The sequence below is a fragment of the Psychrobacter maritimus genome, assembly GCF_904846345.1.
Lineage (GTDB): Bacteria > Pseudomonadota > Gammaproteobacteria > Pseudomonadales > Moraxellaceae > Psychrobacter > Psychrobacter maritimus.
The window spans coordinates 73,242-93,589 of the sequence record NZ_CAJHAJ010000008.1; the positions used below are offsets into that span (position 1 = coordinate 73,242).

A 20,348-nucleotide genomic window follows, 5' to 3' on the forward strand; every position below is an offset into this window, starting at 1 on the left:
GTCGTCGTTTTAAATTAATAAAATGTGGTTAAAGTTTTTTACTATCTATTGGTTAGCGTTATTTTCTGTTCAGCTGTTTTACACTTCTTCAGCGATTTCGGCTTCTTCTTCAGTTTCTAAAAAGTTAAAAAAGCGCTTAAAGCTAACTTTGAATAAAAATGCCACCCCAAGCCAGCAGGATAACCCCAACCAAGCAGTATCGGCAAATAAAAGCCCGCCAACCAATATGATCGTTGATACGCCGATACTCATGGCAATCATCGATGGCTGATTTAAGCGATAACGATAAATAACCAATGCATCATAAATGGTAATGGGAATCGTGAGCGCAACCAAGGCATAGGGCAAGTTATAGAAAAGTTGATAAAGCAGCTGATTGTCATGAAAGGCTTTGATACTGGCAATGGTGCCAAAGACCATAAAGGCGAGAATAGCGGCATAAATAAGATAAATCGCTATTTGGTTTGCTCGCTGAGCGCCTTTGATACGCGCAATCGCTAGCGGCGCAAAGCCACGTTGCGACTTGTTTTGCAAAGATTGGTCTGAGGCAGTGGTCATATTAATCAGTCATTTATTTGTTTAGATGATATAGCAAAGAGGCGCGGTATGTTAGCAATGGACTTACTGCTATCTTAATCCGCTTTAATCGCGTCGATGGCGATACTGCTACTGGGATCAGCAAAGTAAGTCGACATCAGGATACAGGCGGAGATATCATCAATCGGGTCGCGCTCGTTTTTAATCCAGCTGTTTTCCCACGCAATTTCGCGTGCTGCCACTGAGGTCAGGCGCTCATCGCAAAGACTCACAACTACCGGCAGATGCTGCTCCATAACTCTATGGGCTAAGCGGCGGGCAAATTTGTGCGCCCGCTTGGACAGCATTGAGCTGCTACCATCCATATTCAGTGGCAATCCGACCACCACTTTTGCCACGCCCCAAACCTTGATAATACCGAGCAGATTATCCCAATCAGGCTGACCGTTATTCATCGCCAAGATATCAAAGGCGCGCGCAGTTTCGGTAATGGTATTACCTAAGGCCATGCCCATCTTTTTGACGCCATAATCGAGTGCCAAGATAAGATGCGGCTTAATCGCCGGTTCGACAGCTGTCGTATCTGTTATAAGCGTGCTATCTACCATAATCAGGGGTGTTTCCTATTTCTGTCTTCATCAAGCAAATGCTGCTAAGTATATAGCACTCAATATATAATGCTAGGCATGACCAATATCGCTGCTTAAATAGTCAAAATTAACGCCAATCTTATCGGCAGCGATTTGCCAACGTTCTTCAAATGGCGTATCAAACAATAAGTTTAAATCAGCAGGGCAGACGAGCCAGTCGCCGTTATTGAGCTCTTGGTCGAGCTGTTTTTTACCCCAACTAGCATGACCTAAGCACAGCTGATAATGACCAACGCCTTGACCAGCAGCGATGCGTTTTAAGATATCTTGACTGGTAGTGATACAGACGTTTTCTGATATTGCAAAAGACGATGCCCATTCTGGCTGACCCGTATGCAGGACAAAGCCGACTTCTGGATACATAGGGCCACCTTCTAGCGCCACATCTTCCATCACTTGCGGATTAGTGACTTCAATGTCTAAATCCTCTAGTAGTTTGCCCACGCGCGACTGCTCTAATGGCCGATTGACCATCAGACCGAGTGCGCCATGTTTATCGTGACGACAGATATAAATCAGCGCCTGCTCAAACCGTGGGTCTGACAGCTCGGGTGCCGCAATTAAGAAATGATGGGTCAAATTGGCTTTAGACATAGCAAAAAACGCAACCTAATGTAAATGGTAAAATAACAGAGATGACACACCACTATATGGCGATACTGAGTAAAAAATCAACCAAAGCAAATATTTAGCGCTTATTAGACGTTAATGGTGCACCGTAAATCTTTATTTAACATCGGTCAATAAACTACGGGCATGGTCACGGGTGACATCAGTAATGGTCACACCGCCAGACATACGTGCCAGCTCATCGACTTGCGCACTATCGGTCAATATTAACAGCTCGCTTTCGGTTTGTTCATCATGATGTTTTTGTACCAAGATATGTTGATGTGCTTGTGCCGCAACTTGTGCTTGGTGGGTAATGGCAAGCAGTTGCTGCGTCTGTCCAAGCGCGCGTAATAACTCACCGACCACTTGCGCGGTGCCGCCACTGATACCGACATCGACTTCATCAAAGACGAGCATCGGCTTGGCGGCATTATTATCAGCATTGGTCGCTTGCAATACTTGCATCACCAGTGCCATCCGTGACAGCTCACCGCCCGAGGCAATCTTGTGTAATGGCTGCATCGGCATACCGACGTTGGCGCTAAATAATAAATCAATATCATAGCAGCCTTGCGCACTATATTGGCTCGTATCGGCCTTTTTGGTAAAGACAAACTCGCAGCGGGCGTTGGGCAGGGCAAGCGGTTGTAATTGCTTAATCAGCTGCTTACTGACCATTGGCGCCGCTTTTGAGCGCTCTTTATTTAACTGCGTTGCGAGCGTGAGATAGTCTTGCCATGCTTGCTCAATTTGCGTCGCCATCGCATCGCTGCTTGGCTCGTTTTCCAATTGTTCTAATTGTGCTTCCCAACCTTTTGCTTCATCGATTAAATCATTTGCTGGCAAGCCATGCTTACGTGACAAACGATGCCCGAGACTGATTAGGCTATCAAGTGTTTGCAAGCGCTCAGGATCAGGTAGTTGTTGCTCAGCATAATCCGATAGTAAGCCCGTGACCTCAGTGATTTGCTGCTGTGCTAAATGTAGCTGCTCGGAAGCCTGCTCAAAGGTTTGACTGACGCCCATTTGGTTGTCACAAAGCTTAATCGCTTGCCCGAGCAAGGTCATGACATCTGGCTCATCGCTATCATTATCGAGTAGGTGCAAGCCATGACTGGCCTCTTGCATTAATGCTTCAATATTGGATAACTCTTCGTGCTCCGCTTCAACTTCTGCATAATCAACGGCGAGTAGTGGCTCAATGTCGGCAAGCTGGCTTTGCAACAACTGCATACGGTCTTGGCGCTGGGCTTCGCGGCTAGCGATATCAGCAGCTCGGCGTTTGAGCTGCTGATAAGCTTGGTAGCTGCTAGCCGTTTGTTCTGCAAGTGGCGTGATTTGTGCCATCTCGTCCAGCCATTGCACCACAAACTGCGGCTTTAGCAAGGCTTGCTGGGCATGTTGACTATGAATATTAACCAGTAAGGCGCCCAAACTTTTAAGCTCTGCCAAGCTGACCGGCGTGCCATTTAACCACGCTTTTGAGCGCCCTGTATTACTAAGCTGACGACGAATGAGTACTTCAGGTTCTTCTAAAGGTCGGTCGTTTTTGGCAAACCATTCGGCAACGACGTCATTATTTTCTACATCAAACTGGGCATAAATATCGGCGTGCGCAGCCCCGTGTCTGACCATCGCACTGTCGGCGCGCTCGCCTGCACATAAAGATAGCGCATCCAATAATAATGACTTGCCAGCACCCGTCTCACCGGTGATGACATTGAAGCCTTCAGCCACACTCAGCTCATGCTGAGCAATCAATGCAAACTGATGTAAAGTTAATGATACGAGCATCAACGCCTCTCATGGCAGACAATGAACTTCACCAATTATGCTGATAATTCATGTCTAAAATAGGTAAATAAGGAAATAAATGGCTTTGGTTAATGGTGCTAATGAGATAAAGGGGATTGGCAAATATTATGGTGGCAAAAGACAGTAAATACAAATTTTAAAGGTAATCAAAGTCGGTCGTGCATTTAATAATAAAGCAAACTTTCCTAGTCGCTGTAACAAACTTTATAGATATAATGTGGTAGCATAATCTCACATAATGATAAACTCTTACCACCAGATTTTCATACAATCTGTGCTACAAGGTTGGTCTTATAGACAAACAAAGACAGTACTATGACGGTCAAAGCCAGAGGTGCATCACTATTTTAGACAATGTAAGCTCAGCCGGAGGCTATGTTTAGCTGCTGGTGACGTTAAGCTAAATATAGTGTTAGTCGTTAAAAATTAGTCATTAAAAAGAGGTTGTTTAACTGTCATTTAGGCAGTGAATTAATCTCTAGTTTTTCAATTCGATTTTTCAATTTGGTTTTTTAGTTTGGCAATAATTATTTGATAAGGAAGCCACTATGACAGCGGCGCAATTTACCAATGTAACAGTCAATGCTCAAGCCACGATATCCTACGATGGTCGTTGCTCAAGCCATACCATTATGTTTGAGGACGGTCGCCATAAAACGTTAGGAGTTATTTTGCCTTGCGACAATTTGGTCGAACACTATCACTTTAGCACCAATACCTCTGAACGTATCGAAATCATCAGCGGTGAGTGTGAGGTCAAAATAAACGGTGAAGAAGAATTCAGCTACTACCGCGCAGGACAATCATTCGTGGTCGAAGGCAATAGTGGCTTTAACTTACGCACGGAAGAAATCGTGCAGTATATCTGTCATTTAGAAGGTTAATGCTGTTTAAGGTTGCTTCTATTAAAAGATAAAGCTCTTAAAAATTCATACTATCAAAAGTCAATGCGGATAAGGGTGTTAAAAGACTACTTCTAACACCTAAAATGAAGCACTTAAAAAGAGATAAATCTTATAATAAGGTTTGTTTCTTTTTTTTTGACGATTTTTTTAATAATAATATTTCGTTTAGCCGCTGATTAGTTGCTACAATTATCGCTATATTTTTCTTCTGTATCGCCGCGCGCGATACCCACTTTATAATCAATAGGCCTATTATGGCAAAACCTAGCTATTTCTATGGCATTCATGCAATTGATGCCTTACTCGAACACCGTCCGCTTGATGGACTCAGCTTATTTGTGCAGCAAGGACGTGAGACTGACAGCCACGTGCAAGCGATTATGGCGCAAGCACGTGATAATGGCATTAGTATTCAACCGACGCAAAAAGACAAGCTCACCCAACTGTGCGGCAGTCCGCAGCACCAAGGCGTGGTGCTTAATGCGCGCCCGTTAGGTTTCGCTGACGAAGGCTTGCTCGATACCATTGCCGGACGTGAGCAGTGTTTATTATTGGTGCTTGATCAAATTACCGATGCGCATAACTTTGGTGCGTGTTTACGTACCGCAGTGGCCATGGGCGTTGATGCGGTCATTTGTCCAAAACACCATGCGGCAAGCTTGACGCCAACCGTTGCTAAAGTATCGGTAGGGGCGGCAGAGATGATGCCTATCGTCAGTGTGACCAATTTGGCACGTACGCTAACCAAAATTAAAAACGCTGGTGTATTTGTCTTTGGTACGGCCTTAAATGCAGAGGCCAAGCCAATACATGAGGCAGATTTGACGGGCAAAACCGCGATTATTATGGGCTCAGAGGGCGAGGGCATGCGTCGCCTGACAACAGAAAGCTGCGATGAGTTGGTTTATATTCCGATGTCAGGCAACGAGCATGGTAACTTACAGAGTTTAAATGTGAGCGTTGCTACCGGTATGGCGCTCTATGAGATTAATCGGCAGCGAACTTTAGCTGCTGGGCAAGCGTAAGATAGTCTTGGTGTAAAGGCTCAAGCTGTACATATAATGCCGCAAGATCGCGCTCATTGAGTACCACATCATCTGCATAACGATTACGCTCTTCGCGGCTTAGCTGATTGACCATAATGGCTTTAATTTTCTGCACGCTTTGCTCGTCACGCTGGCTGGCACGCGCAAGTTGGGTGTCCTCGCTGGCATCCATTACCAAAATACGGTGGCATAAATTGGCAAGTCCAGCTTCTGCGCCTTCAATGAGTAGCGGCGCTGATAGCACCACGTATGGCGACGTACTGGCTGCTAGTTGCAGTTTCGCCGCTTCACGTATCGCTGGATGGGTGATTGCTTCAAGCTCAATTAACGCTTCAGGATGAGTAAAGACATGGGTGCGCACAGCGGCACGATCCATTTCACCATCGGCCTTTAACACCCAATCGCCAAATTTTCTTTTGATTTGGCGTAAAGTGGTACTACCTTTAGCGACCACTTGATGAGCAATCACATCCGCATCAATAATATCAATCCCTTGCTGGGCAAACCAGTCGCTTGCCGCCGACTTGCCACTGCCGATACCACCGGTTAAACCGATGACCAATGTCTTACTTTTGGCTTGGTGAGGCTGTGGTTGAAAGGAATAAGACGAAGATGAGGCATAATTTGACATAATGATGACTTATTTAACTGATAAAAGAGGGATGACCGTAATACAGCAATAGCCTATTCTAGCAGGTTAAAGACCCTGTTTTTAGAAATTGCGGGTCTACTTGCATAGGATAGATGGCTAAGTATACATCCCTAGGTACCAATTGACGATGTCTGAGCCGTATAGTAAAGCGATGATACCGGCAATCGCGATATAAGGACCAAAGGCAAAAGGACGACTTTCCCCTTGTTTTTTCATTAGAATAAGCCCAACGATTGAACCAAGCAGCGACGACAGTAAAATAATTAACGGCAACATCATAGGGCCAAGCCAAGCACCTAACACCGCCAATAATTTAAAGTCACCTTGTCCCATGCCATGTTTTTTAGTGATGAGATAAAAGACTTTGACCACAACCCACAAAGATAAAAATCCGATTAATAGCCCCCAAATGGACTGAGTAGGGGATACAAACCAGCTTTGAGAGTTTACCGCCAAGCCTAATCCTGCTAATGGAAAAGTCAGGCGGTCAGGCAGTAGCTGGGTATCAAAGTCGATACCGGTTAATGCTACCAGCGTCCAGACCAAAATCAGGGCAGATAATCCAGCGGCGCTGACGCCAAACTGATATATGACCAAGATAGATAGTAGGGCGGACGCCAACTCAACAATAGGATAACGCAGTCCAATAGGGGCTTTACACTCCGAGCAGCGTCCTCGTAATACAAGCCAACTTATTAAAGGGATATTCTCATACCACTTTATTTTATGGGCGCAATGAGGACAGCGTGAAGCAGGTGTGCTTAATGTGATAGGGGTATCGGTGGCAACGATATCTGATAATGGCTGCGTATGTTCACGCGGCATGTCCGCTTGCTCAGCCATAAACTGGCTACACTCTTGTCGCCAAGCCGATACCATCATAAGCGGTAACCGATGAATGACGACATTTAAGAAACTGCCGACACAAAGACCGAGTAGACCAAATACGACTAAAGCAAGAGTCATATTTTCTTGTAATAACTGAATAAATTGCATGAAGTCGTTGTCCTTGTAGTAGATTTTAGCCTACCACTGAGCCCATTTGGAAGATTGGTAAGTACATCGCTATTACTAAGCCGCCGACTAACACCCCTAGCACTGCCATAATTAGCGGCTCCATTAAGCTGGTCAAACCATCAACCGCGTTATCAACTTCATTTTCATAATAGACCGCTACTTTATCGAGCATCTCTTCTAAGCTACCTGACTCTTCACCAATACCGACCATTTGAATGGCTAAACTTGGGAATAGATTGGTTGAACGTATGGCAAACTGTAATTGCTGACCTGTTGAAACATCGTTTTTGATTTGCTGAATGGCATTATAAAACACCACGTTATTTGCTGCCCCAGCGGTAGAGTCCAAAGCATCGATAAGTGGGACACCAGCGGCAAAGGTGGTTGATAACGTGCGTGCAAAACGGGCGATAACGGCTTGGTAAGCAATATTACCAAATATTGGCGCCTTTAAAACCGCACGGTCTAAGAAATCACGGAATTTCTTAGAGCGCTTTTTGGCCTCTGAAAAGCCAATAATAGCACCGCCAATAATGACAACCACTATAAACCACCATGCCTGCATCCACTCAGACATATTAACGACCATTTGAGTAAAAGCAGGTAGCTCAGCGCCAAATGAACCAAATAATTCTGAGAATACAGGTACAACTTTAATTAGCAATATCATAGTAACAATGACAGCAACAACAACAACCGCAATTGGATATTTCATTGCTTTTTTAATTTTGGCTTTCAACAGCTCACTTTTCTCTTTATAGGTCGCAACGCGCTCTAACATGGTTTCAAGTGCACCTGATTGCTCACCAGAATCGACAAGTGAACAGAATAGGTCATCAAAGTAACGCGGATGCTTGCGCAGTGCCGACGCAAAGGTGCCACCTGCTTCAATATCAGCTTTGATTTGCAGAACCAAATCTTTCATACTCGGGTTATCAAGTGAGTCGGCGACAATCTCAAAAGACTGGGTCAGCGGCACACCTGCTTTCATCATGGTGGCCAATTGACGGGCAAAAATGGCAATATCAATAGGTTTGATAGATTTTTTGAAGGTATAGAGTGGCTTTGGCTTTTTCTTGATGCCTTTAACCGTAATACCTTGTTTGCGCAAGGTGGCTTTTGCCAGCTCCAAGCTACGACTGGTCGTTTCGCCTTTCACTTTTTGTCCGCGCCGGTTTACCCCATCATAGACAAAGTCTAACAGCATGTCGGTTTTAGCTTTTGCCATGTTACTACCCTCAAAAATTGTCTAATAGAGATACTGCCAAGCTATAGAAAATTGCCAAACTATAAAAAGATACCTGATCTGTATTTTGAATGTGACATACTTTGTTTTAGCTTAAAAAGCCAGTATATATCTGTTTTATATTTAAGTACATCTGTTAGGTAATATTGCTGGTTTACAAAAATCCATGCTCAAAACTATCAATAGTGGCATTTTTATGTTCGACGACAGTTATTCAGAGGTGACGCGCATCATTTCCTGAATACTGGTCACCCCTTGTAATACCTTTAAAACACCAGAGCGGCGTAAGTCTCTAAAGCCGTTTCTTAGCGCCGCATCTTTAATATCTATCGCGTTACCATCTTCCATAATGATACGGGAGATATCAGGGCTGACTTTCATCACTTCGTAAATACCAACACGCCCTTTATAACCTTCACGGCATTCGTTACAGCCGACAGGCTCATAAATAATATTGTCTGGATTGTCTAAATCAGCATCGGTAAAGCCCAGTTCAAGCAGGCTTTGACGCGGGATATTGATTGGTTTTTTACAGTTTTTACATAAGCGCCGTGCTAACCGTTGAGCAATCACTAAGTTTACTGACGTTGCGATATTAAATGAGGCAACACCCATATTACGTAAACGGGTTAAAGTTTCAGGTGCAGAGTTTGTATGCAGGGTCGACAGCACCATATGTCCCGTTTGTGCCGCTTTAATCGCAATTTCGGCGGTTTCAAGGTCACGAATCTCACCCACCATAACGATATCAGGATCTTGCCGTAAGAATGACTTAAGCGCATTGGCAAAGGTCAAACCCACCTTCGGGTTGACGTTGACCTGATTGATACCTTCAAGGTTAATCTCGACCGGATCTTCGGCAGTAGAAATATTGGTCTCGCCGGTATTTAAAATATTAATACCAGTATAGAGCGACACGGTTTTACCAGAGCCGGTAGGACCGGTGATAAGTAACATACCTTGCGGCTTATGTAAGGCTTCTAAAAACATCTCTTTTTGATCGGGCTCATAACCCAATGCTTCAATACCAAGCATGGCTGATGAGGGATCCAAGATACGTAAAACCAGTTTTTCGCCAAATAAGGTAGGTAAAGAGTTTACTCGGAAATCGATGGCTTTATCTTTAGATATCTTAAGCTTAATACGGCCATCTTGCGGTATACGGCGCTCGGAGATGTCCATCTGCGACATCACTTTTAAGCGTGCCGCAATCTTACTCGCCAGTTGTACCGGTGGGCTGGCCATTTTTTGCATCACACCATCGACACGGAAGCGCACTCGAAAGGTTTTCTCGTAGGGTTCAAAATGTAAGTCTGATGCGCCCATACGAATGGCGTCAACCAGCATTTTATTGACGAACTTTACAACTGGTGCTTCATCGACACCGTCACTAAGCTTGGTTTCACCTTCGTCTTCTTCGCTTTCATCAAATCCAATATTTAAATCGTTATCAGAAAAGCTATCAAAATGCTGCATGGTATCGGCGTAAAGGTTTTCAATACGCTTTTTTAACTTATCTTCTTCAACGACGACGGTTTCAATAGATAGGCGTGAGTTAAAGGCAATGGCGTCGATGGCATCAATACGGGTCGGGTCACTCAATGCCACAAATAAGCGTTGTCCGCGCTTAAAAAGCGGTAAGGCATTAAACTTACGCACGATTTTTTCATCGACCAAGTCTTTTGGTATGACGTCTGAGCTGAGCGCATCAAGATCAAAAAGCGGGTCGCCAAACGCTTGTGACAACATCTGTGCCAACTGATAAGCATTGGCAAGCTTGTGGTCGACCAAATAAGGCACTAGCCCTATTTGCTGTTGTTGTGACTCCGTCTGCGCTGTTTTCATATGCGCTTCGCTCACAATACCTTCACTAATCAACTGCTGTGCTAAACCGCCGTATTTACTGGCTGTAATAGACATTAAGACCTCTCTTTGCTTGATATCAAATAGGCTGAATTTTTTAGACTGAATTTTACCGAAACCACATCATTATAATATTTATAGCGCATTCACTTTGAAATCGCAGATAACTATTAGCATATATAGCGTATCGATTTTATTTTAAACCAACGATATATAGTTAATAACCAACGATCGACCATGACATATATAGTTATATCTAATAAGCGAGTGCCAATCAGTTGTATCTAACTTGTTGTAATTATTGCTAGTCAATCATACAGATGATTGATTGTCTTGGTTTTATTTATTATAAATAGAATGATATCTAAATTTACTGCTGTTAAAAGACTTTATATAGGGTATGAGATTGTTAGTCTATAAGAAATAACCACTTAGAAAAAATATAATGTAAAAGTCGGCAAAACATGGGTTTCGATTCTGACCGCACTATACTATAGCACTTGGGAAATATTTGTTATACTTGCGCGCATATGAGCCATATTGGCAGCAATAGATAAGACAAGGTATATAAGTATGCAAGCTTGGGTAATTGGAAATTGGAAGCAGAATCCAGCAACGAGCCATGACGTCAAGGCGCTATTAGACGACTTATTAACTGCCGTTAGCAGCAAAGAGCAATCTGATATCGCTGCCTGTCAATTAATGGTCGCACCAAGTTTTATTCATTTAACAGCTGTCAATGAGCGCCTAAAAGGCAGCTCGGTGTTGTGTGCTGCACAAGATATCAGCGCGCATAGTGCAAGCACAGGCGCTTATACAGGCGATTGTTCAGCGCAGCAAATTGCTGATGCTGGCGCAACATGGACGATATTGGGTCACTCTGAGCGCCGCCAGTACCATCAAGAATCGCATGACTGCTTATTGCAAAAAATGACTCATGCGCTCACGCAAAACCTGGGCGTGATATTTTGTATTGGCGAAACCCAAGCGCAGTACGATGCAAAGCAAACACTGGCCGTCATTGATGCGCAATTAGCCGTTATTAAGGACTTGCTTACTCAGCAACCTGAACTTATTGAAGGTTTACCAGCGCGTTTAATCATCGCGTATGAGCCAGTTTGGGCGATTGGGACTGGCAAAGTACCGACCGTGGCAGAGGTGAGTGCAACGCATCAGCATATTAAGCAAACGCTTGCGAGCTTTAATGCTGCATTAGACAACATGACTGTTTTATATGGTGGTAGTGTCAATGCTGATAATGCCGATAGCTTTGCCGCCGATAGCATGATTGATGGTGCATTAGTCGGCGGTGCATCATTAAAAGCAGAAAGCTTTTTAGCTATTGCTCAGGCCTTTAGCCGTGCTATGGCTTAATAAAATCAAATAAAACAGCCGTTTAATAAATACTGAATGGCTACTTTATTCAAAAAATGTCTTTAGTAGTTGGCAAAAGTGGCTTTAACAGTGCCCTTGCAATCGTGTACAATGCGCCTTATTTATATAATCGCTTTGTTTATACAACTGGTTTGGCAATATTATATGTCAATTGTTAAACATCACTCATTTTTACTATTAATCCCTACGATTTATTTTTCGTTATCAGTCGTCATTACGCGGCAAAAGAGGCCACCATGTTTACGTTTATATTAGCCCTGCACATTATCGTGGCGATTGCCATGATTGGCTTGATTTTGATACAGCATGGTAAAGGGGCAGATGCTGGGGCTTCTTTTGGTGCTGGTTCATCGGGCACAGTATTTGGCGCCGCAGGGACTGCGAACTTTTTAACGCGTGCGACCGCCGTATTAACCGTGATATTTTTTATCACCAGTATGACGCTTGCTGTCCATGCGCGTAAACAGGCAGAAGACCAGTTCCGTTTAGATGCGCCAGTGTCAGCACCACAAACGCCGCGCCCTTTAACGCAAAATCCTCAGTAGCTGTTTTTGATGGTTTATAGTTAGTATTTATTGACTATAATTAGTAACTGTTTATAAGTTGACAATAGCTGATTTTGAATAGAGTGGTTGTTAAGTGGCTTTTGCTGCAGGCAGGACTTGCTATTTTAAGAGGTTAGTTTTACAATGCTTCTCTGTTTTTAGCAGTCTTTAACCTTCGATGCCCTCCTTAAGCATCTGTTATAAAGGGTTAAAGGTGAAAAACAGCACAGTGAGAAAGATGCGATTGTGGTGGAATTGGTAGACACGCCATCTTGAGGGGGTGGTGGCGCAAGCTGTGGGGGTTCAAGTCCCCCCAATCGCACCAAGCTTTATTTGTACGATGTTTTACTTGAACGGTATAAGATTGGAATTATCGTCGACAATACTTAATTTAGTATTTATTTAAAATAAGTGTTGACACTTCTATAAAACCTCCCTATAATACGCGTTCTAGATTGATGCGGGGTGGAGCAGTCTGGTAGCTCGTCGGGCTCATAACCCGAAGGTCGTTGGTTCAAATCCAGCCCCCGCTACCACTTTTTATACTGATGTTTTGTACACTAAATTTGTCAGTAACGATTAGCCCACCATTATGTTTGTGGGTTTTTTTGTATCTGATGGTCGGTGTTATCGCGATATCTATCCTACTTATGCTAAGCTCTATCTCTATAGAGTGCGATGCTATTCGTTACTAACCATCATCTGCCGCGACCGGTGCGATGCTTGGTAAGCATACTATCCTTTATTCCTCACGCTTTTATCGATAGTTCTGCTTTATAAATAATAAAGGCATTGTCTGGTTGAGCTTGATGTTTTTTATGCTCATCCCTATATAAAAGCACGAGTCATAAAACGCCTAGCATATAAGGCCACGCATAATAGTGACGTGTTTACGTTTTAAGAATAGAATGATAATCATGGCTGAAGTAATATTCTTGTCTATATAAGACAATGCTTAACAAAGCTTTGATTGATAAGACTCTGATTCATAATATTTTGATTCATAAAGCGCTGTTAATAAATTTTGAACTTATAAAAGTTCGATGCATAAAATTAAAAACACTTAACTCGCTATGTTCGAGAAGTGAATAGGAAAAGATAAATAGATTATGAAGCTTTCGACAAAAGTTACAGAACTGACCAATATTATTGCTCCTGCAGTTGCTGCTTGTGATGTGGCGCTATGGGGTATTGAATTTGCACCTCAAGGCCGTCGCTCGTTATTACGCATTTATATTGAGGCATTGCCAGAAGAGCAAGCCCAAGATAAACAAGTAACGATTGAGGACTGTGCAGCGGTGAATCATCAAGTGAGCGGTATTCTTGAGGTTCATGATCCGATTGCTGGCGAATATATTTTAGAAGTGTCGTCACCAGGTTTTGATCGTGCCTTTTTCTCAGATGAGCAAATGCATGCCTACGTGGGTCAAACAGTGAGCTTACGTTTGATACAAGCGATTGGCGAAGGCGATAAAAAACGCCGTAAAGCCACTGGTACTTTAGATAGTATCGATGCGACCACTTTAAAACTGACTGCTACCGATGGTGAGCAGTTTGAGATTGCGTTAAGCAATATTGATAAAGCCAACCTGATTTATGAAGATGCTTAATCTTAAAGACTGGTTTTAAAACAGCTTCTCTTAAAATAGCTTCCTTATAAATTGGTATTTTAATCTCCAAGCAGCTTATGGCTGACGGTGAAAATATAGCGTCAACACACTAACGATAAAGTTTAAGTCAATTATAAAACGATAGGACAGGTATAGCATGAGTCGTGAAATCTTAACGGTAGTAGAAACTGTCAGTAATGAAAAGGGCTTAAATCCTGAAGATATCTTTGAAGCAATCGAAGATGCTTTGGTGGTATCCACTAAGAAAAAAGTATATACCGATCAGCCGGAAGTAGAAGTGCGGGTGTCAATTGACCGTGCAACCGGCGATTACGATACTTATCGTTACTGGACAGTGGTTGCAGATGAAGACCATGAGATGCCTGCGTGTCAGTTGGCGATTACGGATCTTGACCAAGATGAATGGTCAATTGGTGATATCAAAGAAGAGCAGATCGAATCAATCGAATTTGGTCGTATTGCTGCCACTCAAGCCAAACAAGTCATCATCCAAAAAATTCGTGAAGCGGAGCGCAATTTAGTAGCTGATGCTTTTGAGCCACGTGTTGGCGAGATGATGTATGGCGAAGTCAAAAAACAGACTCGCGATGGTTATATCATCGATTTAGGTGATAACGCTGAAGGCTATTTATCACGTGATCAGATGCTGCCACGTGAGCAATTACGCGCAAAATCGCGCATCAATGCGATTTTATATCATGTTAACCGTGAAAATCGCGGTGCCCAGTTATTGTTATCACGTACCCATCCTGAAATGCTCTCAGCCTTAATGCAAAAAGAAGTGCCTGAGATTGCAGAACAAATTATTGAAATTCGCAACGTTGCTCGCTTGCCGGGTACGCGTGCTAAAATAGCCGTGAAGACCAACGATCATCGTATCGATCCCGTTGGTGCTTGTATCGGTATGCGTGGTACACGTATCCAAGCCGTACAGCAAGAGCTTGATGGCGAGCGTATTGATGTGGTGGTATGGTCAGATGACCCTGCCCAATTTATCATCAGCGCTTTAGAGCCAGCTGACGTTAGCAGTATCATCTTAGATGAAGACACTAAAACTGCGGATATTATCTTTAGCACCAATGATCAATTGGCGCGCGCGATTGGCTCACAGGGTCAAAACGTTCGATTAGCCTCTGAATTAACCGGCTATAAGCTTAATATGATGCTAGAAGAAGAGTATCAGCAGCGTCAAGCAAACGAATCGAAAGCCTTTATTGAATTATTCTATGAGCGCTTAGAAGTCGATAAAGACTTAGCACAAGCGCTTGTTGATATCGGTTTTACCAGTATTGAAGAAGTCGCTTATGTACCTGTCGAAACTTTCTATGATATCGAAGGGTTAGACGACGAAGCGATTGACATGATTCAAGAGCGTGCGAAAGAAGTTGTCATCGCCGATGAATTGGTCAAACAACAAAACATGAAAGAGCCAAGTCAAGAACTACAAGATCTTGAAGGAATGACGGTCAGTTGGGCTTATAAAATGGCGCAAAAAGACATCATTACCGTGGATGACTTGGCAGAACAAGCCGTCTTCGATTTAGAAGATATCGAAGGTCTAGACTCTGAAACCGCAGGAAAACTCATCATGAAAGCTCGGGAATCTTGGTTCAATGAATAAGCGGTAACTGCATATCGCTGTCTTTTAGTGATATGCTATCGATAATAAGGGCTGGTGCGACGTAACATAGTCAAATTCAATACACACCAGCCTTAACCCAATCATTTGTAGCCAACAACTGAATTGAACATATAGCAAATAATAGACAGTAGGTGATAATAAATGGCAGATAAGACCGTCAAAGAACTGGCAGATATGGTAGGCAAAACCGCAAGTGCTGTACAACAGCAACTGGTAGACGCTGGACTGCCTGCTCGCGCAGAGGGTGACCTAGTCACCGAGCTTGAGCAAGAGAAGTTGGTGACGTATTTAAAGCAAAGTCATGGTCAGCAAGAAAAGCGTCGTATTAGTCTTAAATCTAAAACGACTAGCACCGCGCGCGTGACTGGCTCTTCAGGTAAATCTAAGAGCGTCAATGTGGAAGTGCGTAAAAAGAAAGTATTCGAAAAACCTGACCCAGAAAAAATGGCTGAAGAGTTGGCTGCTCGCGAGCAAGCAATGATTGAGGCACAAGAGCGTGCTACTAAGGACGCTGAAGAACGTGCGGCTACTAAGAAAAAAGCTGAAGAACGTCAAGCAGCGACCTTAGCAGCGATGCGTGCAAGCTTGGGCTCTAGCAAAAAGTCAGACGATAAGAATGACGATATCTCAACCTCAGTGGTTGTGAAAAAAGGTGGTAAAACGGCGGTAGAAGTTAAGCCAAAAGACCAACCGAAGAAAAAAGTTGCGGCGACGAAACCAAAAGTCGAAACGGCTGTTGAGCGTAAAGCTCGCGAAGCGCGTGAGAAAGAAGAAGCACGTCTACGCGAAATCGAAACCGAAACACGCCGCGCGCAAGCCGAAGAAGCTCAAAAGCGTACGCTTGAGCAAATGCGCAAAATGGCTGGTAAATATACCGATCAGCCTGCTACTGAAGTTCGTAAAGATGAGCCATTAGCAGAAGGTTTGGTCGGTGACGCTTTAGAAGAGTCATTCGAAAAAGAACGTCGTGAAATCAAACGCGGTACCAGTAGCACTAGTGCCCGTGGTCGTGGTCGTCGTAAGAACCAAGACGAGCGCGAAATTAAAAACCGCAAAAACGGTTTACGTTCAACGCAAGCCTCACAGCATAAGTTTGAAAAGCCGCTCGATAAAATCATTTATGATGTCGAAATCAGTGAACACATTACGGTTTCTGATTTGGCGCAGCGTATGGCGGTTAAAGCTCGCGAAGTGACCAAATTACTCATGAAAATGGGTGAAATTGCTCGCGAAGAAGATACCATTGATCAAGCGACAGCCAGTCTGATCGTTGAAGAAATGGGTCACAACCCAGTACCAGTTAGTGATACGAAAGTTGAAGACGATCTACAAGATGCGGTTGATGAGCGCAGCAGTAACGTGCAAACACGTCCACCAGTCGTGACTATTATGGGTCGCGTTGACCATGGTAAAACTTCACTATTAGATAAAATCCGTGAAACTAAGGTTGCAACTGGCGAAGCCGGTGGTATTACCCAGCATATCGGTGCTTATCATGTGAAAACTGGTCGCGGTGTTATTACCTTCCTTGATACCCCGGGTCACGCAGCCTTTAGTGCCATGCGTTCACGCGGTGCACAAGCGGCGGATATCGTTGTAGTTGTGGTCGCTGCTGATGATGGCATGATGCCACAAACGGAAGAAGCGATTGATCATGCGCGCGCTGCTGGTACACCTATCATTGTTGCTATCAACAAGATGGATAAGCCAAGTGCCGATCCTGATCGCGTCCTTAATGAATTGACTGCTAAAGAAGTGGTTTCAGAAGAGTGGGGCGGCGATACTCCAATGGCTCGTATCTCAGCCAAAACAGGTGACGGTATTGATGAGCTGTTAGAGCTTATTAGCCTGCAAGCTGAACTGATGGAGCTAGAAGCGCCGTTAGATGGTGCTGCTCAAGGTGTGGTTATTGAGTCAAGACTTGAAAAAGGTCGCGGTCCGGTTGTTAGTGTCCTTGTCAAAAAAGGTACCTTGAAACAAGGCGACTTAGTATTAGCAGGCGAGCATTACGGTAAAGTTCGTGCGATGACCGATGAACATGGCAAGCGTATTCAGTCAGCAGGTCCTTCTATTCCAGTAGAAATCTTAGGATTGCCTGAAACACCAGCCGCTGGTAGCGAATTCTTAGTCTTAACCGACGAGAAAAAAGCCCGTGAAGTTGCTGACTTTAGAACCAATCGTGAGCGTGAGCGTCAGCTTGAACGTCAGAACGCCATGCGTCTAGAGAGCATGTTCGATCAGATGGAACAAGGCGATGTGTCATTCTTGAATATCGTACTAAAAACTGATGTTCGTGGTTCGCTTGAAGCCTTACTTGCTGCATTAAATGAGCTATCAACTGATGAAGTTAAAGTCAGAGTTATTAGCTCAGGGGTTGGTCCAATCTCTGAGTCTGATGTGACATTAGCAGAATCTAGTGAAGCAGTATTGTTAGGTTTCAACGTCCGTGCAGATGCAACCGCCCGCCGTAAAGCTGACGCTGCTAAAATGGATATCCGCTATTATAGTGTTATCTATGGCTTGATTGATGATGTTAAAGCAGCGATGAGCGGTATGCTTGCACCTGAACATCGTGAGAAAATCTTGGGTGTTGCAGACGTTCGTGAAGTGTTCCGCTCTAGTAAATTTGGTGCAGCTGCTGGTTGTATGGTGGTTGAAGGTACTATTTATCGCAACAAACCTATCCGTGTATTGCGTGATGACCAAGTTATCTTTACTGGTCAATTGCAATCATTACGTCGCTATAAAGAAGACGTCAATGAAGTACGTACCGGTATGGAATGTGGTCTGGCCGTTCGTGGTTATGACGTCGAAGCTGGCGATAAAATCGAAGTCTTTGAAATCCAAGAGTTCGAACGTACAATCTAAATTGGTTGCATGATAATAAAGTTATCCAATTGTTCTATGATTTAAATAATAGAGTCAATTGGGTAGCTTGTTACTATTCAGCTGTACTTAGGCCTAACAGGTACACCCTGCTAGGCCTTTTTTATCAAAAACTGCGTCTTTTTATAACAGTCTATTAGCTATAAAGACCTGTGTTTTTGAACGATATTTTTTAATAAAAAGCCGTATTTTAATCAATAAAAATAAGTCGTATGACCAACAGGGTAATAACATGAACCAACGTTTACAACGCTTAGCAGATCAGATTCAGCGTGAGCTTGCTGTCCTTATCCGTGATGCCGTCAATGACCCGCGTTTGACGGGTTTTGTCACTATCTCTAGTGTTAAAGTCAGCCCAGACTTGGGCTACGCTGATATTTATGTCACCATCATGGAGCCTGAGCTCAACGATGCCATGACTAAATCTAACCATGAAGACAGTATTAAAGTCCTTAATAAAGCTGCTGGCTTTTTGCGTACTGAGCTTAGCCACAGTCTAAAAACTCGCACTACGCCGCGCCTACGTTTTCATTATGATGAAGTCACTGCTCGTGGTAACTATATGATGGATTTGATTAGTAAAGCCGTCATTAAAACTGAGCAAAATGAATCTGATGAGCAAGAAATACAAGAGTAAAAGCCATTATGTCGATAGCTGCTACCAAGACCAATAAGATGCCTAATAAGATAAAAGTCAATGGCGTGATTTTAGTGGATAAACCTCAAGGTATGACCTCACAGCAAGTGGTGTCAAAGGTAAAGTACCTGTTTAAGTCGCCCAATCATGACAGTAAAAAAGCCGGTCATACGGGGACGCTTGATCCGATGGCAACCGGTTTATTACCTATTTGTCTAGGTGAAGCCACTAAGTTTAGTCACTACCAACTTGATGCCGATAAATCTTATCAAGCGACTATTCTATTGGGTAGCCAGACAGATACGGGTGATGCCGATGGGCAGATTGTCGCTCAAGAAGACATTCCATCATTTGATGCAGCGAGGTTAGAAGAGGTTGCGCAGCAGTTTTTAGGCGCTCAGCAGCAGATTCCACCGATGTATTCGGCGTTAAAAAAAGATGGCAAAAAGCTATATGAATATGCGCGTGCGGGTATTGAGATTGATCGCCCGCCACGAGATATTGTTATCAAAGCAATCGACTTAACAGAGCTAGACGCTAAGCAACTCCAGTTAACGGTCACTTGCTCTAAAGGTACATACGTACGCGTATTAGCAGAAGATATTGCTAAAGTGCTAGGCACCTTAGGACATCTAACCGCTCTACGACGTGTCCAAGTCGGCGACTTTCATATTGACGCTGCGATTGCTTTGGCGGATTTAGAAACGTTGGCTTTAGATGGACGTCAGGCGCATTTATTGCCCGTGGATGCCTGTATCAATCTTGAGGCTGAGCTTGCATTGACCGCTGAACAGTGCGCCCGTGTACAAATGGGTCAGCGCCTAAATGTTATCGAGCAGCTAACCGACGATTTACGAAGTTACATTTCAGCTGCCGTCGAGCAACAGCATAGCCATGATGAGAATAGCGTTGCTCAACAAAATGGCGATGATGGTAAAGGTGATGATCGTCAAGGTAATAGTGAGGCTTTGTTGCCTTATGAAATACCGGTAGATATCCGTCTAGTAGATGAGCAAGGGCAGTTTATTGGCCTAGGCGCGGTAAGTTTAAACGGTCGACTACAACCTAAAAAGCTGATTCAGTTATGATGTAGCTTTTCAAAGCAGCTTAACTGAAACTAGGTAAAGCTTACTAAGAGTTTACACTAATCACATATCGTCACATTTAATTGCAGGTTTCACCTATAGTGAAACCTGCTTTTTTTGTACCTTAGTTAAGTCAGCTAAGGAAAGCGCGACAAGGATAGAAAAATAATAGGATGATTATAAT

Annotated in this window: 17 protein-coding genes and 2 tRNA genes; 11 read left to right on the plus strand and 8 right to left on the minus strand. The window is 43.6% G+C overall.

Annotated features, from left to right (window positions below):
- Window positions 1–78: 78 nt before the first annotated feature.
- The 4 genes from JMX50_RS11035 to recN all read right to left on the minus strand — a co-directional run bounded on the left by JMX50_RS11035 (window position 79) and on the right by recN (window position 3,593).
- On the minus strand, window positions 79–558 hold the full coding sequence (locus JMX50_RS11035; protein ID WP_201629557.1) for a hypothetical protein: 480 nt from the start codon (window positions 556–558) through the stop codon (window positions 79–81).
- A 74-nt stretch (window positions 559–632) separates the two neighbouring features.
- Window positions 633–1,145 carry a Holliday junction resolvase RuvX gene (ruvX, locus tag JMX50_RS11040; protein ID WP_201629558.1) on the minus strand — a complete coding sequence of 171 codons (513 nt, stop codon included), beginning with the start codon at window positions 1,143–1,145 and terminating at the stop codon, window positions 633–635.
- Between the two features lie 72 nt (window positions 1,146–1,217).
- Window positions 1,218–1,781, minus strand: a complete 564-nt coding sequence (locus tag JMX50_RS11045; protein ID WP_201620045.1) for a YqgE/AlgH family protein — start codon at window positions 1,779–1,781, stop codon at window positions 1,218–1,220.
- Window positions 1,782–1,913: 132 nt separating this feature from the next.
- Window positions 1,914–3,593 carry a DNA repair protein RecN gene (recN, locus tag JMX50_RS11050; protein ID WP_201629559.1) on the minus strand — a complete coding sequence of 560 codons (1,680 nt, stop codon included), beginning with the start codon at window positions 3,591–3,593 and terminating at the stop codon, window positions 1,914–1,916.
- Window positions 3,594–4,162: 569 nt separating this feature from the next.
- Here recN and JMX50_RS11055 point away from each other — a divergent pair.
- Window positions 4,163–4,498 carry a pyrimidine/purine nucleoside phosphorylase gene (locus tag JMX50_RS11055; protein ID WP_068407914.1) on the plus strand — a complete coding sequence of 112 codons (336 nt, stop codon included), beginning with the start codon at window positions 4,163–4,165 and terminating at the stop codon, window positions 4,496–4,498.
- Window positions 4,499–4,773: 275 nt separating this feature from the next.
- Window positions 4,774–5,544 (plus strand): 23S rRNA (guanosine(2251)-2'-O)-methyltransferase RlmB, encoded by a 771-nt coding sequence (gene rlmB, locus JMX50_RS11060; protein ID WP_183619390.1) that lies wholly within the window; start codon window positions 4,774–4,776, stop codon window positions 5,542–5,544.
- Here rlmB and coaE read toward each other — a convergent pair.
- From coaE to pilB, 4 genes are all read right to left on the minus strand, one after another.
- Window positions 5,507–6,196: a dephospho-CoA kinase gene (gene coaE / locus JMX50_RS11065; protein WP_201629560.1), complete on the minus strand. Its 690-nt coding sequence runs from the start codon at window positions 6,194–6,196 to the stop codon at window positions 5,507–5,509. The genes rlmB and coaE overlap by 38 nt on opposite strands.
- Window positions 6,197–6,313: 117 nt before the next feature.
- Window positions 6,314–7,213, minus strand: coding sequence for a prepilin peptidase (locus JMX50_RS11070; protein ID WP_201629561.1), 900 nt, complete (start codon window positions 7,211–7,213; stop codon window positions 6,314–6,316).
- Between the two features lie 25 nt (window positions 7,214–7,238).
- The gene (locus JMX50_RS11075; RefSeq protein ID WP_201629562.1) at window positions 7,239–8,462 is read right to left on the minus strand and encodes a type II secretion system F family protein; all 1,224 of its coding nucleotides are present in this window, start codon (window positions 8,460–8,462) and stop codon (window positions 7,239–7,241) included.
- A 228-nt stretch (window positions 8,463–8,690) separates the two neighbouring features.
- Window positions 8,691–10,400 carry a type IV-A pilus assembly ATPase PilB gene (pilB, locus tag JMX50_RS11080; protein WP_201564280.1) on the minus strand — a complete coding sequence of 570 codons (1,710 nt, stop codon included), beginning with the start codon at window positions 10,398–10,400 and terminating at the stop codon, window positions 8,691–8,693.
- Window positions 10,401–10,916: 516 nt separating this feature from the next.
- On the opposite strand from pilB, the gene tpiA reads away from it, so the two are divergent.
- The 9 genes from tpiA (at window position 10,917) to truB (ending at window position 20,167) form a co-directional block, all read left to right on the plus strand.
- Complete coding sequence (gene tpiA / locus JMX50_RS11085; RefSeq protein ID WP_201629563.1) at window positions 10,917–11,717, plus strand: triose-phosphate isomerase; 801 nt, start codon at window positions 10,917–10,919, stop codon at window positions 11,715–11,717.
- A 257-nt stretch (window positions 11,718–11,974) separates the two neighbouring features.
- Window positions 11,975–12,283, plus strand: coding sequence for a preprotein translocase subunit SecG (gene secG, locus JMX50_RS11090; RefSeq protein WP_025652589.1), 309 nt, complete (start codon window positions 11,975–11,977; stop codon window positions 12,281–12,283).
- 240 nt (window positions 12,284–12,523) lie between these two features.
- Window positions 12,524–12,608: transfer RNA gene (locus JMX50_RS11095), tRNA-Leu, on the plus strand.
- A gap of 134 nt (window positions 12,609–12,742) precedes the next feature.
- Window positions 12,743–12,819: transfer RNA gene (locus tag JMX50_RS11100), tRNA-Met, on the plus strand.
- Window positions 12,820–13,392: 573 nt separating this feature from the next.
- Window positions 13,393–13,893: a ribosome maturation factor RimP gene (rimP, locus tag JMX50_RS11105; protein ID WP_201564284.1), complete on the plus strand. Its 501-nt coding sequence runs from the start codon at window positions 13,393–13,395 to the stop codon at window positions 13,891–13,893.
- A gap of 157 nt (window positions 13,894–14,050) precedes the next feature.
- Complete coding sequence (nusA, locus tag JMX50_RS11110) at window positions 14,051–15,535, plus strand: transcription termination factor NusA (RefSeq protein WP_149490341.1); 1,485 nt, start codon at window positions 14,051–14,053, stop codon at window positions 15,533–15,535.
- A 162-nt stretch (window positions 15,536–15,697) separates the two neighbouring features.
- Entirely contained in the window at window positions 15,698–18,424 is a 2,727-nt protein-coding gene (infB, locus tag JMX50_RS11115; protein WP_201629564.1) for a translation initiation factor IF-2, read from the plus strand.
- Between the two features lie 250 nt (window positions 18,425–18,674).
- Window positions 18,675–19,079, plus strand: coding sequence for a ribosome-binding factor A (locus tag JMX50_RS11120; protein WP_201564288.1), 405 nt, complete (start codon window positions 18,675–18,677; stop codon window positions 19,077–19,079).
- 8 nt (window positions 19,080–19,087) lie between these two features.
- Window positions 19,088–20,167, plus strand: a complete 1,080-nt coding sequence (gene truB, locus JMX50_RS11125) for a tRNA pseudouridine(55) synthase TruB (protein WP_201629565.1) — start codon at window positions 19,088–19,090, stop codon at window positions 20,165–20,167.
- Window positions 20,168–20,348 lie beyond the last annotated feature (181 nt).

What these genes read in the sequence shown, in the direction of transcription:
- JMX50_RS11120 (WP_201564288.1), top strand. Translation starts at nt 18,675, where the DNA reads ATGAACCAACGTTTACAACGCTTAGCAGATCAGATTCAGCGTGAGCTT.
- JMX50_RS11075 (WP_201629562.1), bottom strand. Translation starts at nt 8,462, where the DNA reads ATGGCAAAAGCTAAAACCGACATGCTGTTAGACTTTGTCTATGATGGG.
- rimP (WP_201564284.1), top strand. Translation starts at nt 13,393, where the DNA reads ATGAAGCTTTCGACAAAAGTTACAGAACTGACCAATATTATTGCTCCT.
- JMX50_RS11045 (WP_201620045.1), bottom strand. Translation starts at nt 1,781, where the DNA reads ATGTCTAAAGCCAATTTGACCCATCATTTCTTAATTGCGGCACCCGAG.
- JMX50_RS11055 (WP_068407914.1), top strand. Translation starts at nt 4,163, where the DNA reads ATGACAGCGGCGCAATTTACCAATGTAACAGTCAATGCTCAAGCCACG.
- coaE (WP_201629560.1), bottom strand. Translation starts at nt 6,196, where the DNA reads ATGTCAAATTATGCCTCATCTTCGTCTTATTCCTTTCAACCACAGCCT.
- ruvX (WP_201629558.1), bottom strand. Translation starts at nt 1,145, where the DNA reads ATGGTAGATAGCACGCTTATAACAGATACGACAGCTGTCGAACCGGCG.
- rlmB (WP_183619390.1), top strand. Translation starts at nt 4,774, where the DNA reads ATGGCAAAACCTAGCTATTTCTATGGCATTCATGCAATTGATGCCTTA.
- JMX50_RS11070 (WP_201629561.1), bottom strand. Translation starts at nt 7,213, where the DNA reads ATGCAATTTATTCAGTTATTACAAGAAAATATGACTCTTGCTTTAGTC.
- tpiA (WP_201629563.1), top strand. Translation starts at nt 10,917, where the DNA reads ATGCAAGCTTGGGTAATTGGAAATTGGAAGCAGAATCCAGCAACGAGC.
- recN (WP_201629559.1), bottom strand. Translation starts at nt 3,593, where the DNA reads ATGCTCGTATCATTAACTTTACATCAGTTTGCATTGATTGCTCAGCAT.
- infB (WP_201629564.1), top strand. Translation starts at nt 15,698, where the DNA reads ATGGCAGATAAGACCGTCAAAGAACTGGCAGATATGGTAGGCAAAACC.
- nusA (WP_149490341.1), top strand. Translation starts at nt 14,051, where the DNA reads ATGAGTCGTGAAATCTTAACGGTAGTAGAAACTGTCAGTAATGAAAAG.
- JMX50_RS11035 (WP_201629557.1), bottom strand. Translation starts at nt 558, where the DNA reads ATGACCACTGCCTCAGACCAATCTTTGCAAAACAAGTCGCAACGTGGC.
- pilB (WP_201564280.1), bottom strand. Translation starts at nt 10,400, where the DNA reads ATGTCTATTACAGCCAGTAAATACGGCGGTTTAGCACAGCAGTTGATT.
- secG (WP_025652589.1), top strand. Translation starts at nt 11,975, where the DNA reads ATGTTTACGTTTATATTAGCCCTGCACATTATCGTGGCGATTGCCATG.
- truB (WP_201629565.1), top strand. Translation starts at nt 19,088, where the DNA reads ATGTCGATAGCTGCTACCAAGACCAATAAGATGCCTAATAAGATAAAA.